Source organism: Pseudomonas corni, assembly GCF_057128765.1.
Window position 1 is genome coordinate 369,465 of the sequence record NZ_JBSKHW010000001.1, and the last position, 18,910, is coordinate 388,374.

General features: G+C 57.9%; 17 protein-coding genes and 1 pseudogene. 14 read left to right on the forward strand and 4 right to left on the reverse strand.

Going from position 1 to position 18,910, the window contains the following annotated elements:
• The first annotated feature begins 93 nt into the window (after positions 1-93).
• From ACWKV9_RS01605 to ACWKV9_RS01615, 3 genes are read left to right on the forward strand one after another with little or no spacing between them, the layout of a single operon-like run.
• On the forward strand, positions 94-465 hold the full coding sequence (locus tag ACWKV9_RS01605; protein WP_483834334.1) for a GtrA family protein: 372 nt from the start codon (positions 94-96) through the stop codon (positions 463-465).
• Positions 462-1,445: a glycosyltransferase family 2 protein gene (locus ACWKV9_RS01610; RefSeq protein WP_483834335.1), complete on the forward strand. Its 984-nt coding sequence runs from the start codon at positions 462-464 to the stop codon at positions 1,443-1,445. The genes ACWKV9_RS01605 and ACWKV9_RS01610 overlap by 4 nt, the downstream gene beginning before the upstream one ends.
• Positions 1,432-2,949: a glucosyltransferase domain-containing protein gene (locus tag ACWKV9_RS01615; RefSeq protein ID WP_483834336.1), complete on the forward strand. Its 1,518-nt coding sequence runs from the start codon at positions 1,432-1,434 to the stop codon at positions 2,947-2,949. Before ACWKV9_RS01610 ends, ACWKV9_RS01615 begins: the two co-directional genes overlap by 14 nt.
• Positions 2,950-2,991: 42 nt before the next feature.
• On the opposite strand, the gene ACWKV9_RS01620 is transcribed toward ACWKV9_RS01615, so the two are convergent.
• The gene (locus ACWKV9_RS01620) at positions 2,992-4,602 is read right to left on the reverse strand and encodes an FMN-binding glutamate synthase family protein (protein WP_483834337.1); all 1,611 of its coding nucleotides are present in this window, start codon (positions 4,600-4,602) and stop codon (positions 2,992-2,994) included.
• A 97-nt stretch (positions 4,603-4,699) separates the two neighbouring features.
• Positions 4,700-5,512: a helix-turn-helix transcriptional regulator gene (locus tag ACWKV9_RS01625; protein WP_483834338.1), complete on the reverse strand. Its 813-nt coding sequence runs from the start codon at positions 5,510-5,512 to the stop codon at positions 4,700-4,702.
• Positions 5,513-5,646: 134 nt separating this feature from the next.
• Between ACWKV9_RS01625 and ACWKV9_RS01630 the strand changes: the two genes are divergently transcribed.
• Together ACWKV9_RS01630 and ACWKV9_RS01635 are read left to right on the forward strand one after the other, a co-directional pair.
• Positions 5,647-6,468 carry a carbon-nitrogen hydrolase family protein gene (locus tag ACWKV9_RS01630; protein ID WP_483834339.1) on the forward strand — a complete coding sequence of 274 codons (822 nt, stop codon included), beginning with the start codon at positions 5,647-5,649 and terminating at the stop codon, positions 6,466-6,468.
• Between the two features lie 129 nt (positions 6,469-6,597).
• The gene (locus ACWKV9_RS01635; RefSeq protein ID WP_483834340.1) at positions 6,598-7,923 is read left to right on the forward strand and encodes an APC family permease; all 1,326 of its coding nucleotides are present in this window, start codon (positions 6,598-6,600) and stop codon (positions 7,921-7,923) included.
• Between the two features lie 58 nt (positions 7,924-7,981).
• Here the strand turns inward: ACWKV9_RS01635 and ACWKV9_RS01640 are convergent, their stop codons facing one another.
• Complete coding sequence (locus ACWKV9_RS01640; RefSeq protein ID WP_483834341.1) at positions 7,982-8,350, reverse strand: hypothetical protein; 369 nt, start codon at positions 8,348-8,350, stop codon at positions 7,982-7,984.
• A gap of 205 nt (positions 8,351-8,555) precedes the next feature.
• Here ACWKV9_RS01640 and ACWKV9_RS01645 point away from each other — a divergent pair, with 205 nt between their 5' ends.
• On the forward strand, positions 8,556-8,837 hold the full coding sequence (locus ACWKV9_RS01645; RefSeq protein WP_483834342.1) for a type B 50S ribosomal protein L31: 282 nt from the start codon (positions 8,556-8,558) through the stop codon (positions 8,835-8,837).
• A gap of 167 nt (positions 8,838-9,004) precedes the next feature.
• The gene (ddlA, locus tag ACWKV9_RS01650) at positions 9,005-10,096 is read left to right on the forward strand and encodes a D-alanine--D-alanine ligase (RefSeq protein ID WP_483834343.1); all 1,092 of its coding nucleotides are present in this window, start codon (positions 9,005-9,007) and stop codon (positions 10,094-10,096) included.
• Positions 10,097-10,224: 128 nt separating this feature from the next.
• Here ddlA and metR read toward each other — a convergent pair whose 3' ends face one another.
• Positions 10,225-11,142 carry a transcriptional regulator MetR gene (gene metR, locus ACWKV9_RS01655; RefSeq protein ID WP_483834344.1) on the reverse strand — a complete coding sequence of 306 codons (918 nt, stop codon included), beginning with the start codon at positions 11,140-11,142 and terminating at the stop codon, positions 10,225-10,227.
• Positions 11,143-11,249: 107 nt separating this feature from the next.
• On the opposite strand from metR, the pseudogene ACWKV9_RS01660 reads away from it, so the two are divergent.
• The 7 genes and pseudogenes from ACWKV9_RS01660 to ACWKV9_RS01690 form a co-directional block, all read left to right on the forward strand.
• Positions 11,250-12,257: pseudogene (locus ACWKV9_RS01660) on the forward strand (5-methyltetrahydropteroyltriglutamate--homocysteine S-methyltransferase); the annotation flags it as partial.
• Positions 12,258-12,491: 234 nt separating this feature from the next.
• The gene (locus tag ACWKV9_RS01665) at positions 12,492-13,484 is read left to right on the forward strand and encodes an alpha/beta fold hydrolase (RefSeq protein ID WP_483834345.1); all 993 of its coding nucleotides are present in this window, start codon (positions 12,492-12,494) and stop codon (positions 13,482-13,484) included.
• 165 nt (positions 13,485-13,649) lie between these two features.
• Positions 13,650-14,306, forward strand: a complete 657-nt coding sequence (locus tag ACWKV9_RS01670; protein ID WP_483834346.1) for a DsbA family oxidoreductase — start codon at positions 13,650-13,652, stop codon at positions 14,304-14,306.
• Between the two features lie 180 nt (positions 14,307-14,486).
• Positions 14,487-15,200 (forward strand): GntR family transcriptional regulator, encoded by a 714-nt coding sequence (locus tag ACWKV9_RS01675; RefSeq protein WP_483834347.1) that lies wholly within the window; start codon positions 14,487-14,489, stop codon positions 15,198-15,200.
• Complete coding sequence (locus ACWKV9_RS01680) at positions 15,197-16,213, forward strand: ADP-ribosylglycohydrolase family protein (RefSeq protein WP_483834348.1); 1,017 nt, start codon at positions 15,197-15,199, stop codon at positions 16,211-16,213. The genes ACWKV9_RS01675 and ACWKV9_RS01680 overlap by 4 nt, the downstream gene beginning before the upstream one ends.
• 166 nt (positions 16,214-16,379) lie before the next feature.
• A complete protein-coding gene (locus ACWKV9_RS01685) occupies positions 16,380-17,849 on the forward strand; it encodes a purine-cytosine permease family protein (RefSeq protein ID WP_483834349.1) in 1,470 nt (489 codons plus the stop codon).
• Positions 17,839-18,771 (forward strand): PfkB family carbohydrate kinase, encoded by a 933-nt coding sequence (locus ACWKV9_RS01690; RefSeq protein WP_483834350.1) that lies wholly within the window; start codon positions 17,839-17,841, stop codon positions 18,769-18,771. The genes ACWKV9_RS01685 and ACWKV9_RS01690 overlap by 11 nt, the downstream gene beginning before the upstream one ends.
• Positions 18,772-18,910: the final 139 nt, after the last annotated feature.

Sequence of the window (18,910 nt, forward strand, 5' to 3'; positions counted from 1 at the left end):
CGGTCCTCTTTACTGTTATCGGCAGACGTCAATGGTGCAGCAGGAGGTTGCATCTGTCGTTGACGGTTACTGGCTGAACACAGGACGTGAGTCATGCAAGGGCTGAACGGATTCGCAAGCTACTGCTCGGTGGGACTGGCGAATACCGCGTTGCATGCCGCCGTATTCCTGTTCTTCAACCGGATGCTGGGTATCAATCAAACCTGGAGCAATCTCGCTGGCTTTCTGTCGGCGGTGTCGTTGTCCTATTGGCTCAATGCCCGCTTCACCTTCGACAGTGAACGGTCGTGGCGTCGGTATCTTCTCTACTCGAGCTTAATGGCGTCGCTCAGTCTGGGCACTGGCCTTGCTGGCGACGTGTTCGCATGGCCGCCGGTGTCGACCTTGCTTCTCTTCTCGGCAATCAGTTTGTGCTGCGGTTACTACGTTTCTCGGCGTTTGGTGTTCCCGGGGAGGCGATCTTGAACGTCTCGCTGGTGGTCCCGCTTTACAACGAGGAGGACGCTATCGGGCCGTTCTATCGGGCAATCAAGTGTGATCCGGTGTTGCAGTTAAACGATGTTGAAATCGTTTTCATTGATGACGGCAGTGAGGATTTAACCGGCAGATTGGCTAAAGAAATAGCGCAGGCAGATCAGAACGTCGTAGTGCTTACTTTTTCGCGAAACTTCGGCAAAGAAGCGGCGCTGTTCGCCGGGATCGAATACGCAACCGGCGACGCTGTCATCCCTCTGGATGCGGACCTTCAAGACCCGATAAGTGTCATCGCGCAGCTCATCGAAGCGTGGCAGGACGGCGCGGAAATTGTTTTGGCCAAGCGTATGACGCGTACAGAAGACAGCTTTTTGAAGCGTCATTGCGCGTCGCTTTTCTACAAACTCATTCATCAGATATCAGCAACGCGGATTGAAGAAAATGTCGGCGATTTTCGACTGATGGATCGCAAGGTCATTGAGGTTATCAAGGCATTACCGGAGCAACAGTTGTTCATGAAAGGGGTGCTGGCCTGGGCTGGTTTTAAAACCGTTACGGTCCACTACCATCGCTGCGCCCGAGCTGCAGGTCACAGTAAATTCAACTTCTGGAAGTTGTGGAACCTGGCGCTGGACGGCATCACTTCTTTCAGCACTGTGCCACTTCGCGTGTGGACTTACATTGGCAGCGCAATCTCGTTTCTGGCAATTATCTATGCCGGTTACCTGGTGCTCGATTACCTGCTAAATGGCAATCCTACTGCTGGCTATTCTTCGGTAATGGTGTCGATCCTGTTCTTGGGAGGAATCCAACTCATAGGCATCGGCATCCTCGGTGAATATATCGGCCGCATTTATCTGGAGAGCAAGCATCGTCCGCGCTATGTCATCCGGGATGTGACCAGTCATAGGCACTCACCCGCTGGCGTCTCGCTCGCAGAAACAGGAGCGCCTGAATGTGGGCAGGCTTGATGCGTTGCTACGGCCTCTGAGCCAACGCCAGCTGCTGATATTTTTTGCAGCGGCAGTGTTGTTGTTCGTGTACCCGGTGCTTGAAGCGGACTACGCGTTTTATGACGACACGGGGCGCGAACTGCTGTTGGGTAAAGATCTCTGGCGCGAGCAAGGCCGGTTGTTGATGGAGCTGTTTCAGGGCGTTGTCAGCTTTAACGCCGATACGGTCAATGTATTTCCGCTGCCTATGTTCATTGTGCTGCCAGTGTTCGCAGGCGCACTTGCTTCGTTGTGCAAACAGTACTTTCCTCATCCGACGGTACTGGAGTGTCTGGTCGTTCTGCCGCTGTGCTACAGCCCATTTTTCCTGGGCAATCTCACGTACCAATACGACGGTCCGATGATGGTGCTCGCGTTGTCGTGCGTGATGTATGCAGTCAGTTTTCAATCTGAACGCTACTGGGTGCGTACGTTGTTTTGTGCGGCTTTACTGGCCGTCGCGCTGAGTTTTTATCAGATTACTGCGCAGGTATTCATCGGTCTGTGCTGCATCGAGTGTGTGCGCCGGGTCGGTGAGGTTCAGTCACTTGGGCATATCATCGGCGTGCTAGCCGAAAAAGTTCTCCAGTTACTCTTGGGTTCTTTGTTTTATTACCTGACCGCTTTCCGTTTTTATGCCAGTTGGCGCGGAGGCCTCGTACAACCGCCCCTCGGGTGGTTGCAGATGCTCGATGAGCGCGTCGCCAAGGTGTCGGGATCGGTCGGTCTGTTGATCAACGACGCCAATGCCTGGTTGTTTATATTTATTGGCATTGTTGCAGGCATAGGTTTTTTGCTAACTCTGTCGAGAGCCTTCAGAGCTTCCAAACCTTTGTGGGAGCGTCTGTTGCTGCTCGTACTGTGCGTGGTTGCGCTACTTGTTTTATTACTCTCGGTACCCGGATCAATATTGGTCTTGGAGGACTTCGCGCTTTACGCCAGAACGCTTATGGGACTGTCCTGCCTCTTGGTGCTGGTGCTCTATTGCTCCTATAAAGCGCTTGAGACAATAAACCCCCTCGCTAATGTCGTACTGCTCGTACCGCTGTTTTGGATGCTGTCTTTTTCATATGCATACGGTCGTATTCTGGTGGCCCAAAAGGCTTTTGAAACCAGTGTCGTTTACAGCATCGGTTATGAGTTTTCCTCTCGCCAAGCGTTGCGCGAGATCAAGGATTTCTACCTGATCCCGCCCGAAAATGGTCAGCTGTGGGTGCCAGCAGTGGCTGCGACGCTGGATAAGATGCCTGCGCTCAGGTTCGTGTTGAGCTTTGAGCAAATCACCATCGCCGAGCGATTGCCTATGGCGGGTATCAACAACGTGTCGGGAATCGATCCCCGCGTATTCAACATGGCTTCGATTGCCACCGATCGGGTCATGCTGGTCGACAACAAGTTTTACGACATATTCCGAGTCAAGGACGTGGGGTACATCTTGATGAAAACCCCGGAGGAGTTACCTAACTACAAATATCGATGGTGAGTAGCGACCAACAACAATGTGTGTTGATCGCACGTTCATCGATCAAATAGCGTTGGGCTCAAAACTGTCGGCCCGTGCCATGCGCCACATCCGTGAGTAGAAGCTTTCATCCACCACGCCGTTCAACAGTTGGCCAGGCTCAAGAAACACATGGGACTGGGAAAACAGTTTGATTTCGGTGGCGGACATGCGGCGCACCAAGTGCTTGGCTTCCAGCTGTGATGGCGCATCCAGTCCGGCAGCAGCCAGCATTTCGGCCAACGCTTTCAGCGTATTGCGATGGAAGTTGAACACCCGCTGGGCTTTGTCCGGCACAACAAGGGCGCGCTGGCGCAGGGCGTCCTGCGTGGCGACCCCGGTCGGGCATTTGTTGGTGTGGCATGACTGCGACTGAATGCAACCGATGGCGAACATGAAACCCCGCGCCGCGTTCGCCCAGTCAGCGCCAATGGACAGTACGCTGGCGATGTCGAACGCGCTGACGATCTTGCCGCTGGCGCCGAGCTTGATCTTGTCCCGCAGGTTCATCCCCACCAGGGTGTTGTGCACGAACAGCAAGCCTTCGCGCATCGGCGAGCCCATGTGGTCGGTGAACTCCACAGGCGCAGCGCCGGTGCCGCCTTCGGTGCCGTCGACGACGATGAAGTCAGGCAGGATGCCGGTTTCCATCATGGCCTTGCAGATCCCCATGAATTCCCACGGATGCCCCAGGCAGAACTTGAAACCCACCGGTTTGCCGCCGGAGAGTTCACGCAGTTGCGCAACGAACTGCATCATCTCCAGAGGGGTAGAAAAGGCGCTGTGACGGGACGGCGAAACGCAGTCTTCACCCATGGGCACGCCACGGGTTTCGGCGATTTCCTTGGTCACTTTGTCCTTGGGCAAGATCCCGCCGTGGCCCGGTTTGGCGCCTTGGCTCATCTTGATTTCGATCATGCGGATTTGCGGGTCCTGGGCCTGCTGCGCAAAGCGTTCAGGGTCGAAACGACCATCTGCTGCGCGACAACCGAAATAGCCGCTGCCCAATTCCCACGTCAGGTCGCCGCCGTTCTCACGATGATACGGGCTGATGCTGCCCTCGCCGGTGTCGTGGGCGAAGTTGCCGAGCTTCGCCCCCCGGTTCAACGCGCGAATCGCGTTGGCGCTCAGGGAGCCGAAACTCATGGCTGAGATGTTGAGGATCGACGCCGAATACGGCTGCGTGCACTGCGGACCGCCTACCGTTACCCGAAACGAATTCGGGTCGGCCAGTGGCGCCGGGCGCATGGAGTGGCTGATGTATTCAAAGCCCGTCTGGTAGACATCGATCAAGGTGCCGAAAGGCTTGTCCGCCGACTCGTTCTTGGCGCGGGAATACACCAGCGAACGCTGAGCGCGGGAGAAGGGCAGGGCATCGCTGTCGGACTCCAGCAGATACTGGCGGATCTCAGGGCGGATGGCTTCGACGGCGTAGCGGATGTTGCCAAGGATCGGATAATTGCGCCGCACCGAATGGGGCGATTGCAGCAGGTCAAAAATGCCGACCAGGCTGAGGATGGCGGTGGTCAGGGTGAAGGGCCAAAGCCATTCGTGGTGCAGAAACGGAAGGCTCAATAGCGTAAATAGCACGCAGCCAACGAAGACAGCATAACGACTGAGTAGGGACAGGCTCATACGGGATCCTGGGGTCAATTCACGGTTAATGACAGATCAGCTTTGGCGCTGTGCCGCGCCTTCTTCCTATAACGAGCAGGTAAGACATTGCCTTGTTTCAAGCGCTTTGCGCCTGAAGAAAAATCGAAAACAGTTCGGACTGGGATTTGATGCCCAGTTTGCTGTAGATGTGCTTCTTGTGGACACGCACGGTCTCGGCTGAGATGGCCAGTTTTCGCGCGATTTCCTTGCTGGAGCAGCCGCTGAGCATCAACCTTCCGACGTCCAGCTCCCGGGCGGTCAACTGCGCCCCGCGACTCAGCTGAACCGAGGCTTCAAGTTGGGCGCGCCAGTCGTTGACCGGTTGTTGCACCGGCGCTGGATCGTCGTCTGATACCTGGTCTGCCATTTCGAACGGTAATCGCTGGCGCAGCAACGCCACCACCCACGGCTCGATCAATGACAACAAGGCGACAGTTTCGGGACTGAAGCGCTGGGTCGAACCCAGCGACAGGCAGAGTGTGCGATCGGTATCGAGCTGGCAATTGAACTGGATTTCGTCAGCCACCACGTTGAGCCGGAAATAGCGCTGGTAGTACTCGGTCAATTCAAAATGCTCAGGCGCGACTTCGGCCAGGCGAAACAGTCCGGTCTGCGCGCGCTCACGGCTGGCGATGTAAAAGGGGTCGAGCAGATACAGGCCTTTGAGGTAGTCCTGAAACAACTGATCGGGGCTGCCGTCTTCGCCGGGAGATTCGGCAAACACCATCGGCCGCTGACTGGTGCTGAATTGCAGCACGACCCAGCTATCGAAGCTGACGTATTGATTGAGCAGGCGCACCAGTTGTGCCCAGAAATTGGGCTTGTCCAGGGCGTCGATCATCTGCGCCACCGAGCGATGCCACGCAATATCCCCAAGTGCGATTGTCATTGAACTACCCCTATTGGGTTACTACAGCTGCGTAATACCCGGTAACACTGGCTGATGCGCATACTGCCCGCAGAGCCAACGGTCAGGCCAGCATTTTGTGTCTGAGCGGCCACGCCACTCGATAAGGAGAACCCATGAAGGTCGAACTCGCCCAACTGACGGGGCAAGACAATGGCACCGCCCACAATTTGCAACGCGCGCTGGCCGCCATTGCCACCTGCGCTACCGACACGGCGTTGATTGTGTTTCCGGAAACACACCTGATGGGCTTTCCGTCGAGCGACAGCGTCGCGAGTGTCGCCGAGCCGCTGGACGGCCCGACGGTGCAAGCCGTTGTTCGGGCCGCGCGCGAGCGCAAGGTGTCGGTCGTTGTCGGTTTCGCGGAAAGCGACCAGGGCCAATTCTTCAATACCACCGTGTTGATCACCCCCGAAGGCGTCGCGCTGCGCTATCGCAAGACTCATTTGTGGGCGTCGGATCGTGGCGTGTTCAGCCCCGGCGACCGCTACACCACCTGCGAGTGGAACGGGCTGCGGGTCGGGATGCTGATCTGCTACGACATCGAATTCCCAGAGTCCGCCCGCGCGCTGGCTCAGTTGGGCGCCGATCTGATCATTGTCACCAATGGCAACATGGACCCCTACGGCCCGACCCATCGCACCGCAATCATGGCCCGCGCCCAGGAAAACCAGGCGTTCGCGCTGATGGTCAACCGCGTTGGCGAAGGCGAGGGCGGTCTGGTGTTCGCTGGCGGCAGCGCGCTGGTGGACCCGTTTGGCACGCTGATCCAGGAAGCCGGACGCGACGAATGCCATTTCAGCGTTGAACTGGACCTCGACCAACTGACAGTAGCGCGGCGGGATTACCGCTATCTGGATGATCAGCGCCTGCGGTTGCCAGGCGAAGTGATTGAGCACCCGGACGGTCGCCGGGAGTTGTTGATACCACACCCATAAGCAGTGACTTCGCGATCGATCCGCATCCATAAGCGGACGATCCACCCATAGCTGATTTTCTATAAGAAATGCCTTTGTTCTGCCGAACTTTTCTCTGCCATAAAACCTATAAATTCGGAGTAGTCGCTCATGGCTCGTTTGCAACGCACCCTTTCATTAGGGTCGGTGGTGCTGTTCGGCATCGCTTATATGACACCCATTATTGTGCTTGGCACGTTCGGCATTCTGGCGCAGTCCACCAATGGCGCGGTGCCTGCGGCTTACCTGGCAGCATTGGTGGCGATGTTTTTCACCGCCATGAGTTACGGGCGCATGGCCTCGGCGTTTCCGGTCGCAGGCTCGGCTTATAGTTACGTGCGCAAAGCCATCAGCCCAAAGCTTGGATTTATCGCTGGCTGGGCGGTGCTGCTCGATTATCTGTTCTTGCCGATGGCGATCTGGCTGATCGGTGCGGCGTATCTGGGGTCAGCCTTCCCATCCATTCCGCAGCCAATCTGGGTGCTGGCGTTTATCGTGATCACCAGCCTGATCAACATCGTCGGGTTAAAGCTGGCCAATACGGTCAATGCATTGCTGATGATCGTGCAGTTTCTGGTGCTCGCAGCATTCATCGGCCTGTGCATCCACTACATCGGTGGCGATGCCAGCAAACCGTTGTGGACCCTGACGCCGTTCTTCAATGGCGACATGCAAATGCCGTTGATCATGAGCGGGGCCGCGATTGCCTGTTACTCCTTCCTGGGTTTCGACGCGGTGAGTACGTTGACCGAAGAAACCAAAGATCCCCGCCGCACCATTCCTAGAGCGATCATGCTGATCACGCTCATCGGCGGTTTGATCTTTGTCGGTGTGTCGTACTTCGTGCAGCTGGCGCATCCTTCGTTTCAGTTCGAGAGCGTCGATTCGGCGGCCTATGAAATCGCCCGCAACATCGGTGGCGACGTGTTCGTGACCCTGTTTCTGGTCGGCCTGATCGTCGGTCAGTTTGCGTCCGGACTTTCCGCTCAGGCCAGCGGCTCACGCCTGCTATTCGCCATGGGCCGTGACGGTGTGCTGCCAAAAAGCTTTTTCGGGACCTTGAGCGAACGTTACGGCACGCCGGTCAATAGCATCTTGCTGTGCGCAGTTGTGGCGTTGCTGGCGCTGAAACTCGATGTGACCACCTCGACGTCGTTCATCAATTTTGGTGCGTTCCTGGCGTTCAGCCTCGTCAACCTGTCGGTGATTTTCCATTACTGGATTGGCGGCCAAAAACGTGGCTTGCGTGAGCTGGTCCTGTTTTTGATTTTCCCGTTGATCGGGCTGCTTGCGGACTTGTGGCTGATGGTTAGCCTGGACAAGCTGGCGATCATGCTCGGAGTTAGCTGGCTCGCCATTGGCTGCATCTATCTGGCGTGGCTGACGGGCGGCTTTCGTCGCCAACCGCCTGAGATGGACTTTCAGGAATCAGCTTGAGCAGAGAGGGCGCGCAGCAATTGCGCGCCCTCCGGTTTGCAGTGCCGCCGTTGAAGACTCAGATGTCTTCCTTGACGTAGGGCCTGGTTCTGGCTGTTGTCTCGGCCATTTCATGGATTTCCTTTGCGCCCTCTGCGCTGCTCACGCGCACGTGGTGAATCAGCGCACGTTCGACAGGCGCAAGCCCGATGAACCCCCACTCGCATGCCTTGCGCATGAACGCGTCACGGCCATCGACGGCAAGGGAGTCTTCGACAACTTTATCCAGCGCCTTGCGTGCGGCATCAGCCTGATCCCTGAGGGTGTGCAGGTCATAACCGCCATTGGCATTCTTGATGTAGTTGTCGAGTTCGCGCAGCGATTGCTGAGCATGGAGCAGGCGTTCATGGCCTGCGAGGGACAGTTCATAGCGATCAATCATCAACATGGCAAAAACCTCCTTGGTGGATTCTTCACTCCATTCCTGAAGATGCATCAGGCGTGAGCAGTTTTGCAGCGGCGCGAACCTTAGCCTCCTGCGCCGGACCGGGAAAAGCCAAAAAATGTAACCGTAACAAAATTTGTTTGAGTTGAACTTCTCTCGATTGTTACTGTATAACATATTACATGATCACTTAAATCTGGAGACAGACATGAAACCCGATATCCATCCCCAATACCGCCCTGTGCTGTTCCACGACACCGCTGCCGATGTGTTTTTCCTAATCGGCTCCACCGTTGATACCGAACGCACGCAACAACACACTGACGGCAATACCTATCCCTATGTAGCGCTCGACGTGTCCAGCGCTTCGCACCCGATGTACACAGGTCAGCAACGCAAAAGCACGTCCGAAGGCCGTATCGCTGGCTTCAACAAGCGGTTCGCAACCTTTGGTTCAGGCGGCAAAACAGATTCATCTGCTGCTGAATGACCGTTTCGCTGCCCGCGCCCCGGAAGATCCCAAGGACTCTTTCAGGGCGCGGGTTTTTTGTGTCCGTCAGAAACCGGGCAGCATTGCGCCAAACAGCCGATCGCGGGACTGGACGTAGGCCGCAAATTGCTTTTAGCTTTGCGACCTGAAATCCAGGAGTTTGCGTTTTGAAAAAATCAGTCGCCATCGTCTTCGGCGGTCAGTCCTCCGAGCATGAAGTGTCGCTGCAATCGGCACGCAACGTGATCAACGCGATTGATCGCAACAGCTATTTCCTCACCCTCATTGGCGTCGACAAACAAGGCCGCTGGCTGCGTTTTGACGAGCGCGATTACCTGCAGAACGCGACTGATCCTTCGACCATCAAGCTCAGTGAATCAGGCTTGTTGCTGTCGCTGCTGCCGGGCAGCCGGGGGGCGCAGTTCGTTGAGGTCGTAAGCGGGTTGGAGCTGCCGCGCATTGACGTGGTGTTCCCGCTGATCCACGGCAATCTGGGCGAAGATGGCTCCCTGCAAGGTTTGCTGCGCTTGATGGATATTCCGTGCGTAGGGCCGGATGTGCTGAGTTCGGCGGCGTGCATGGACAAGGACGTGACCAAGCGCCTGCTGCGCGACGCAGGGATCGCAGTGGCGCCATTCGTGGTACTTGAGCGCGGCCAGTCCGTGGATTTCGACACCGTCTCGGCGAAATTGGGCTTGCCGATGTTCGTCAAGCCCGCGTGCCAGGGGTCGTCAGTCGGCGTGAGCAAGGTTATGGACGCCGCAGGTTTTGCCGATGCGCTGAAACTCGCCTTTGATTACGACACCAAGGTCTTGATCGAGCAGGGCATGGTGGGCCGCGAAGTGGAATGCGCCGTGCTCGGCAACCGCGAACCGCAGGTCAGCGTGTGTGGCGAGGTCATCGCCAATGACGAGTTTTATGCCTACGACACCAAGTACCTGAACGATGGTCAGGCGCGTATCGCGATTCCCGCCGACATGCCCCAAGACCTCAGCGACGAGGTTCGCGCTGTGGCTCTTCAGGCCTATCAGGTACTGGGTTGTGCAGGGCTGGCCCGCGTCGATTTCTTCGTCACCGCCGCCCGCGAAATCATCATCAACGAGATCAACACGCTGCCGGGTTTCACCTCCATCAGCATGTACCCCAAGCTCTGGCAGGCCAGCGGTTTGACCTATCCGGAACTGATCGATCGCTTGATCGTGCTGGCCTTCGAGCGCGCAGACGAGATCGGTGCGTTGAAGCATGAGGCGTTTGTTTGAGGGAAATTTGCTGACACGCGTTATGTAGGAGCGCGCTTGCCCGCGATTGAGGTGGATCAGACGACATATTCGACTCTGACCCTCCCTATTCGCGGGCAAGCGCGTTCCTACAAAGCTTCGTCCATTTGCTACCGAACCGCGCTCACCCCATCTAGCGTCGAAAACGACGTGTCTTTGGCCGTCAGTAGAAAATCCCTCATGTACGGCGCATCCAGCATGTCGGCGCGGATGCCGGCATAGAGCGTGGCAAACAGGCCTTTCTCGCCTAGACGTTTTGCCTTCACATAGCCCCGTGAGCTGTATTCATGCAGGGCCCAGTGCGGCATCCCACACACGCCTCGGCCGCTGGCGACAAGCTGCATCATCATGACCGTCAGCTCGGAGGTGCGCACCTGCGCGGGTTCCACGTCAGCAGGCTCCAGAAAACGCGTGAAGATATCCAGGCGATCACGTTCGACGGGGTAGGTAATCAGCGTTTCGGTCGTCAGATCTTCCGGCACGATATAGGGTTTGCTCGCCAGCGCGTGTTGATTGGCGACTGCGAGCATCGCTTCGTAAGTAAACAGTGGCACATAGGTGATGCCGACCAGTTCCAGCGGGTCCGAAGTGACGACCAGATCCAGATCGCCGCGGGCCAGGGCCGGAAGCGGCGCGAAGGCAAAACCGGAAGCCAAGTCCAGCTCGACCTCGGGCCAGGCATCACGAAACTGATCGATGGTCGGCATCAGCCACTGAAAGCAGCTGTGACATTCGATCGCCATGTGCAAGCGCCCAGCCACACCACCCGCCAGCCGTGAGATGTCGCGCTCGGCCGCGCGTAGCTGCGGCAGCACCGAGTCCGCCAGTTGCAGCAGACGCAGCCCTGCACTGGTGAAACGCACGGGTTTGGTCTTACGCACAAACAGCGGCATGCCCATGCGCTCTTCCAGCTCTTTGAATTGGTGCGAGAGCGCTGACTGCGTCAGATGCAGCCGGTCAGCGGCGTCTACAAGGCTGTCGGCTTCACGCAGTGCATGCAGGGTTTTGAGGTGGCGTATTTCCAGCACGGCTGTGCTCCATGAGTAAAACTTGTGATCAACACGAATACAATGAGTTTGTCTCATGTTGTGTTCAGTGTCGACAATGGCGCCATCTTTTGCATGGAGGACCTGACATGGCCCTGGCCCACACTCTTGGATTCCCGCGTATCGGCGCGGATCGTGAATTGGAAAAAGCACTGGAAGCGTATTGGAAGGGTGATCTTGATCAGGAAGGTTTGCGTCTGGTTGGCCAGCAATTGCGTGCCGCTCATTGGCAACTGCAAAAAGAGGCTGGCATCGATCTGGTGCCGGTCGGTGATTTCGCCTGGCACGATCGGGTCCTGACCCATTCCCTGACGTTCGGTGTGACCCCTGAGCGCTTCGCCGACACCAAAGACGCTCGCCGCTTGCCCACTCTGGATACCCTGTTCGCGATGGTCCGCGGCGCCACCGACACCGGTTCTCATGGAGATCACGGCGAAACGCAATATACGCAGCAGCTGACTAAGTGGTTCGATACCAACCACCATTATCTGGCCCCCGAATTCACGGAAGACCAGCGCTTCAAGCTGAGTTGGGAACAGCTGTTCGAAGAAGTCGACGAAGCCATCGCGCTGGGCCACATGGTCAAGCCAGTATTGATTGGGCCGCTCACCTATCTTTGGCTGGGCAAAGCCAAAGGCGACACTTTTGACAAGCTGGATTTGCTGGACCGGTTGCTGCCGATCTACGGCGAAATCCTCGGTCGTCTGGCCGGGCAGGGCGTGGAATGGGTGCAAATCGATGAGCCGATTCTCAGCCTTGATCTGCCTCAGGACTGGAAAAACGCTTTCGAACGCGCCTATCACAGCTTGCAATATTCGCCGCTGAAAAAACTCATCGCGACGTATTTGGGTGGCCTAGGAGCCAACCTTGGCCTCGCCGTGTCGCTGCCTGTGGATGGCTTGCACGTGGATCTGGCTTGTGCACCTGATCAGCTCGGGTTGGTGTTTGATCGCTTGCCGACCTACAAGATCTTGTCTTTGGGCGTGGTCGACGGCCGCAACGTCTCGCGCTGTGATCTCGATAACGCACTGGCACTGCTCAAAGAAGCCGAATTGCGTTTTGGCACTAACTTGTGGGTCGCCACTTCCAGCACGTTGCAGGATGGTCGCAGCGCGGCAGCGGCGTAACTGAAATGCTCCCCTAGGAGCCAACTTGTTGGCGATGCGGCTCACGCGGCGTGCCCGTTAAACTGTCTTGCGAACAGGTTCGCTCCTACAGGGTTTGCTACCGCTCAGCCCCCTTCATCAAACTGTCACGCAACTGTGGCAGCGCGCTTTAGAAAACTTCATCAGACTCGCGGCCTACTGGGGTTCTGCGTTTCGGTGTTTTTCATGCGGGTTTTACTTTTTCTGGCTGCCTTGTTCTGCAGCCTGCCGTCTTTTGCGGCTTCTCGATGCGATGTCAACGTTCCCACGCAAGTGGCCGAGCTCAATGATGTGCACCTGGCCTATCAGAGCATCGGGCGCGAGTCCGACCCTGCGTTGCTGCTGGTCATGGGGCTGGGCGGACAGCTGATTCACTGGCCGGATGAGGTGGTAGTCGCCCTGTGTCAGCAGGGTTTTCGTGTCATTCGTTACGATAACCGCGATGTCGGCCTGTCGACCTGGGTACAAGCGCCTTCTTCACCAAACCTGACTTACGAAGTGCTGCGCTACAAGATCGGGTTGCCTGTGTCTGCCCCGTATTCGCTGACGGACATGGCGCAGGACGCGCTGGGTCTGATGGACACGTTGCACGTGCAGCAGTTTCACGTCCTGGGCGCGAGCATGGGAGGCATGATTGCCCAACATCTGGCGGACATGGCCCCCAAACGGGTGGAAAGCCTGACGCTGATCATGACCAGCTCCGGCGCGCCCGGCCTGCCGATGCCGAGCCCGGCGTTGCTGCAATTGCTGGCGCGGCGGGGTGCCCCTGACCGGCAGACTGCTTTAGAGCAGCAGGCGGATTTGCTGGCGGCGCTCGGCAGCCCGGAAGTCAAAGACGACCGCCAAGCGCTGCTGCAACAGGCGGCCGCTTCCTACGATCGAGCGTTCAATCCTGAAGGGGTGAAACGGCAGATTTTGGCGATACTGGCCGAACCCAGCCGCGTGGAATTGTTGAATCGCCTACGTGTACCTACGCTGGTGGTGCACGGCACGGCAGATCCGTTGCTGCCGGTGATGCACGGCATCCATGTCGCGGCGCACATCCAGGGCAGCCAGCTGAAGCTGATTCCGGGATTGGCGCATCGGTTTCAAGAGGCGTTCAAAGCACCGTTGCTCGGGGCGGTGCTGCCGTATTTGCGCGAGCATCGCGAAGATGCTTCGCACGTCGCACAGCTCTGAATGCAATCCCGTCGTAGGAGCGCGCTTGCCCGCGATTAGGTGTGTCAGCAGCAAAAATGTCGCCTGACGCAATGTATTCGCGGGCAAGCGCGCTCCTACAACGGGTTGCGTAAGAAGCCTGTCAGCGTATCGTGCGAAGTTTCCTCCCACCGAGTGAGCCTTTCCATGAGCACTCCGCTGAAAATCGATTTTATCTCCGACGTTTCCTGCCCTTGGTGCGTCATCGGTCTGCGCGCGCTGGATCAGGCGCTGGAATATCTGGGCGACGACGTTCAGGCGCAGATCCACTTCCAGCCGTTCGAACTCAACCCGAACATGCCGCCCGAAGGCCAAGACCTCAACGAACACATTTTCCAGAAATACGGCTCGACGCCCGAGCAATCCAAAGCCAACCGCGAACACATCCGCGAGCGCGGCGCTGAGCTGGGTTTTGTTTTCAAAGAGGGGGATCGGCGCATTTACAACACCTTCGACGCTCACCGATTGCTGCATTGGGCCGAACTGGAAGGCAAGCAGCACGAACTGAAAAACGCCTTGTTTGCCGCGTACTTCAGTCAGCACGCTGATCCTTCAAGCCATCGGGTATTGGCCGACACCTCGCAAAAGGTCGGGCTGGACCGCCTGCGTGCTGAGGCAATTCTGGCATCGGACGAATACAGCGCCGAGGTCCGAGAACTTGAACAGCTATGGGTACAGCGCGGCGTGAGTTCGGTGCCGACCATCGTGTTCAATGATCAATATGCCGTGTCGGGAGGGCAGCCGGTGGACGTATTTGTCGGTGCCATTCGTCAGGTGATTGATGAGCAGGGCAAGGTCATTTAATCGCTCAATCACGCGTCGTTTAGGCTGGCTTCTTCGCTGACAGGTCCGCTCCCACGGGATAAATGCTTTCTTTGTGGGAGCGGACCGGTCCGCGAAAGCGGCAAATCAAAGGCCACTGATATCTGATCTGTAACAAAAATCGCTTGCTCATCTCACCCACTTTCCGCTATCAATTTGTACATGATTAGACATGTTCGATTTGACAAGAAAAAACGCGTGGTCGACGAGCTCGCCCGACGCATCGAATCCGGTGAGATGGAGTCCGGTGATCTTCTGCCCGGAGAGCATTTGCTGGCGCAGGAATTCGATGTCAGCCGCGGCACGCTGCGTGAGGCCCTTTCCGAACTCAAGCGGCGCAATTACATCGCCACCCAATCGGGTGTCGGTTCGATTGTCACCTACGATGGCATCTCGCTGGATCAGCGCAGCGGCTGGGCGCAGGCGCTAGCTGACACCGGCGCGCGAATCGACACCGAAATTTTGCGTCTGGTGGAAGTCGAGCGTCCGGACCTTGAAAGCCGATTCGGCACGCGGCACTTCATCGCACTGGACCGTCGTCGCACCGCTGCCGATGGCAGTGTCGTTTCGTTGGAGCGCGCACTGATCCCGGCCAGCGATGGCCTGGAAAGCGTGCCAAAAACCGGCCTGATTGAAGATTCCCTGACCATCACACTGGCCGCTCACGGTTTCGTCGGTGATCGCGGCGATCAGTGGATCGGCGCCGAGCCGCTGACCGCCGACGATGCCACGCTGGTGATGCGCGAGCCCGGCACGGTCTTCCTCAAGGCCCTGCGCACAACGTACGACCGCCGCGAACGTTTCATGGAGCATGTGGAAAGTCTTCTGGACCCCGTGCATTTCCGTCTGCATCTGGCGTTTGGAACCTCCTCATGACCGCTCTTATTGATACCCGCGACCGCGCACTGGGTGCGTTTTACGGCCTGGCACTGGGCGATGCCCTGGGTATGCCGACCCAGTCATTGAGTCGCGAGCAGATCAAGCAACGCTTCGGCCGCATCACCACGCTGACCGCAGCGGATGCCGACCAGCCGATTGCACCGAACATGGCCGCCGGTTCCATCACCGACGACACCGAGCAGGCGGTCCTGGTAGGCGAATTGCTGGTCACCGGGGGGGGGCGGATTGATCCCTCGGACCTGGCGCAGAGCCTAATCGACTGGGAAGCGGTCATGCAGGCCAAAGGCTCGCAGGACCTGCTTGGCCCGTCGACCAAGCGCGCGATTGAAATGATCCTCGCAGGCCACAGCCCGGAAGAGGCTGGCCGCTTCGGCACTACAAACGGCGCCGCGATGCGCATCACGCCCGTGGGTATCGCTGCGGACGTGAGTGATCAGACGCAATTCGTCGAGGCTGTGGTTCAGGCCTGTCAGGTCACCCACAACACGACGCTGGGTATTTCCAGTGCTGCTGCGGTGGCGGCAGTGGTTTCTGCCGGGATAAACGGTCAGTCCCTGGGCGATGCTCTGGAAATTGGCGTGACGATTGCGCAGCAGGCCGAAAAATTTGGTCACTGGGTCGCTGGCGGTCGTATCGCTGCGCGTATTCAGTGGGCGCAAAAACTTTGCGCTGATTGCGATAACCAGCAACTGCCGACATTGATCTACGACGTGATCGGCACATCGGTGGCGTCGCAGGAGTCGGTGGTGGCAGCGTTTGCACTGGCGCATCAGGTGGCGGCAGGTCGGTTGTCGGCGTTCGATGCCGTGTGCATGGCGGCCAGTCTGGGCGGCGACACTGACACCATCGCGGCCATTCTTGGCGCCATGCTCGGTGCATGCCAAGGCTTGAACGCGTGGCCCACGGACATGATCGAGCAGATCAAGTCTGTCAACGATCTGGATCTGTATTCGCTGGTCGAGCATTTGTTGTCCCTGCGCGCGGTCTGACAGCCGCCCGCAGCAACGCAGAACATTTAATAAGACTGACAAGTTGCGGCCGACTGTTCGGCGGCGACCTGGGGCTTTTTGCAGCCTGAAAAGCCCCGCATGACACGGATGTCGTTTGGATTGCGCACTGCCCACAACCAGAATAAACGGCAACAGGAGCAAACCCATGACTTCATCCAACGCCACTCAAGGCGCAGGACAACTTGAAACACGCGGCATCGAGCCGGTTCCGGAAAACGAATGCAACGGCCATCCGCTGCAACTGTTCTGGGTATGGTTCGCTGCCAACATCAGCATCCTCGGACTGCCGCTTGGCGCAACGCTCATTGCGTTTCGGGGGCTGTCCATCTGGCAAGCGATCATCGTCGCGATTCTCGGCGCAGCAGGTTCGTTCGCGGTGGTCGGCGTCATATCGATTGCTGGCCGACGCGGACGAGCGCCGAGTCTGACGCTGTCCCGCGCCATTTTCGGTGTGCGCGGCAATATCGGTCCTACCATTGTCTCGCTGATGTCGCGCCTTGGCTGGGAGACGGTCAACACCACAACGGCCGCTTTTGTACTGCTGTCGCTGTGCGCAATTCTGTTCGGCACGCCCGTTGAAGCCAAGAGCGCGCCAGGTCTGACGCTGTTGTTCATCGCGATCTTCGTGCTGATGACTCTTTCGGTTTCCGGTCTAGGTCACGCCACGCTGCTGGTCATTCAGAAATGGGCCACCTACATCTTCGGTGCGCTGAACATAGTCGTCGGCGGTTTCCTTATTGCGCACATTGACTGGACAGCGGTGTTCAACGCCACGCCTGCGCCGCTCAGCGCCATGATCATCGGCGTCGGCACCATGGCCGCTGGCACCGGTATTGGCTGGGCCAACGCAGGCGCGGACATGTCGCGTTATCAACATCGCAGCGTCAAAGCTGCAGGGCTTGTAGCGTCCGCAGCATTTGGCGCGGGCATTCCGCTGGTGCTGTTGATTACCCTCGGCGGCCTGCTGTCGGTGGGCAACGATCATTTGGCTTCAGCCACCGACCCGATCATCGCGATTCGTGAATTGCTGCCGACCTGGATGGCCGTTCCTTACCTGATCACTGCATTTGGCGGTCTGTTGCTGTCCAACAACCTGTCGGTGTATTCGGCCGGTCTGACCACCCTGACTCTGGGTTTGAAGATCAAAAGGGTTCACGCGGTGATCGTCGATATCGTCGCGATCTTCGCTGGCTCCATTTACTTCATGCTGATCGCCGACAGTTTCTACGGCCCGTTCATTACCTTCATTTCGATGTTGGCGGTACCGATCACCGCGTGGGTCGGGATCTTCATCGTCGACCTGATCCATCGCCATTACTACTCGGCCGAAGACCTGATGGACACCACGCCAACCAGTGCTTACTGGTATCGCGGCGGCGTGGAGTGGCGTGCAGTTGGTGCCTGGGCCTTGGCGATCATCCTCGGTTTCAGCTTCACCACCGTAGCCACCACCCCGGAAAACGTGCTGTTCAAGGGCTTTTTGTCTGATTCCTGGTTCGGTCATAACGGCCTGGGCTGGATCGTGACCTTCGTGGTTGCTGGCGGCCTGTACGCACTTCTCGGCGGTTCTCGCGACCGTCGTCTGGCCACAAACGAGTCTGCTCATGCCCGCTAGATTGCTTTATACCGGCCAAGTCGTGGTTGACCTGGTCATGGCCCTTGACGCGCTGCCCCGTTCGGGTGGCGACGTGCTTGCCAGTTCAGCGAAATTCGAGACTGGCGGGGGCTTCAATGTGATGGCCGCTGCTTGTAGGAATGGTCTGCAAACGGTGTACCTCGGTCGTCATGGCAAGGGGCGATTTGGTGATCTGGCGCGTCAGTCGATGGCAGCTGAAGGCATCGAAATCGCCACGCCAGCGTCGGACGATCAGGACACCGGCTTGTCGGTTGCGCTGATCGAACCCTCTGCCGAGCGCTCATTCATTTCCTATGTGGGGGCCGAAGGCGGGTTGTCGGCGCAGGATCTGAGCAGCGTGTCAGTGCAGGCCGATGATTATGTGTTTGTCAGCGGTTACAGTCTGTTGCACGAGGACAAGGTGCCGAGTTTGCTGGCCTGGCTGGCTGATTTGCCCGAGGGCGCTGGCGTGGTGTTCGATCCGGGGCCGTTGGTCAATTCACCGGACGGCCCGCAGATGAGGGCCGTGTTGCCGCTGATCTCGCTGTGGACCAGCAATTGTGAAGAGGCGCTGCGCTTTACCCAGTGCGAAGAGATCGCCGATGCGCTTGATCGGTTGAGTGAATTGCTCAAGCGCGATGCGTTGATTGTGGTGCGCGACGGGCCGCAGGGCTGTTGGATTCGTCAGGGCGCGAAAACGAAGCAGGTGCGCGGCTTTCCGGTGACGGCCATCGACACTAACGGCGCGGGTGATGCCCATGCCGGTGTGTTGCTGGCCAACCTGGCGGCGGGGTATTCGGCGGAACAGGCGGCGTTGCGCGCCAATGCAGCGGCGGCCATCGCCGTCACCCGCTGGGGCCCTGCGACATCGCCCACCGCCGCGGAGGTTGACGCCTTAATCGCAGCGAACCCTGATCTGTAGGAGCCAACTTGTTGGCGAGGCGGTTTCGAGGCGTGTCATGTAAGCCGTCTCGCGAACAAGTTCGCTCCTACAGAGAATGCGCAGGGTGGGCGACTTACTGCCGCGTCCTTTCTGCCTGTAGGAGCCAACTTGTTGGCGA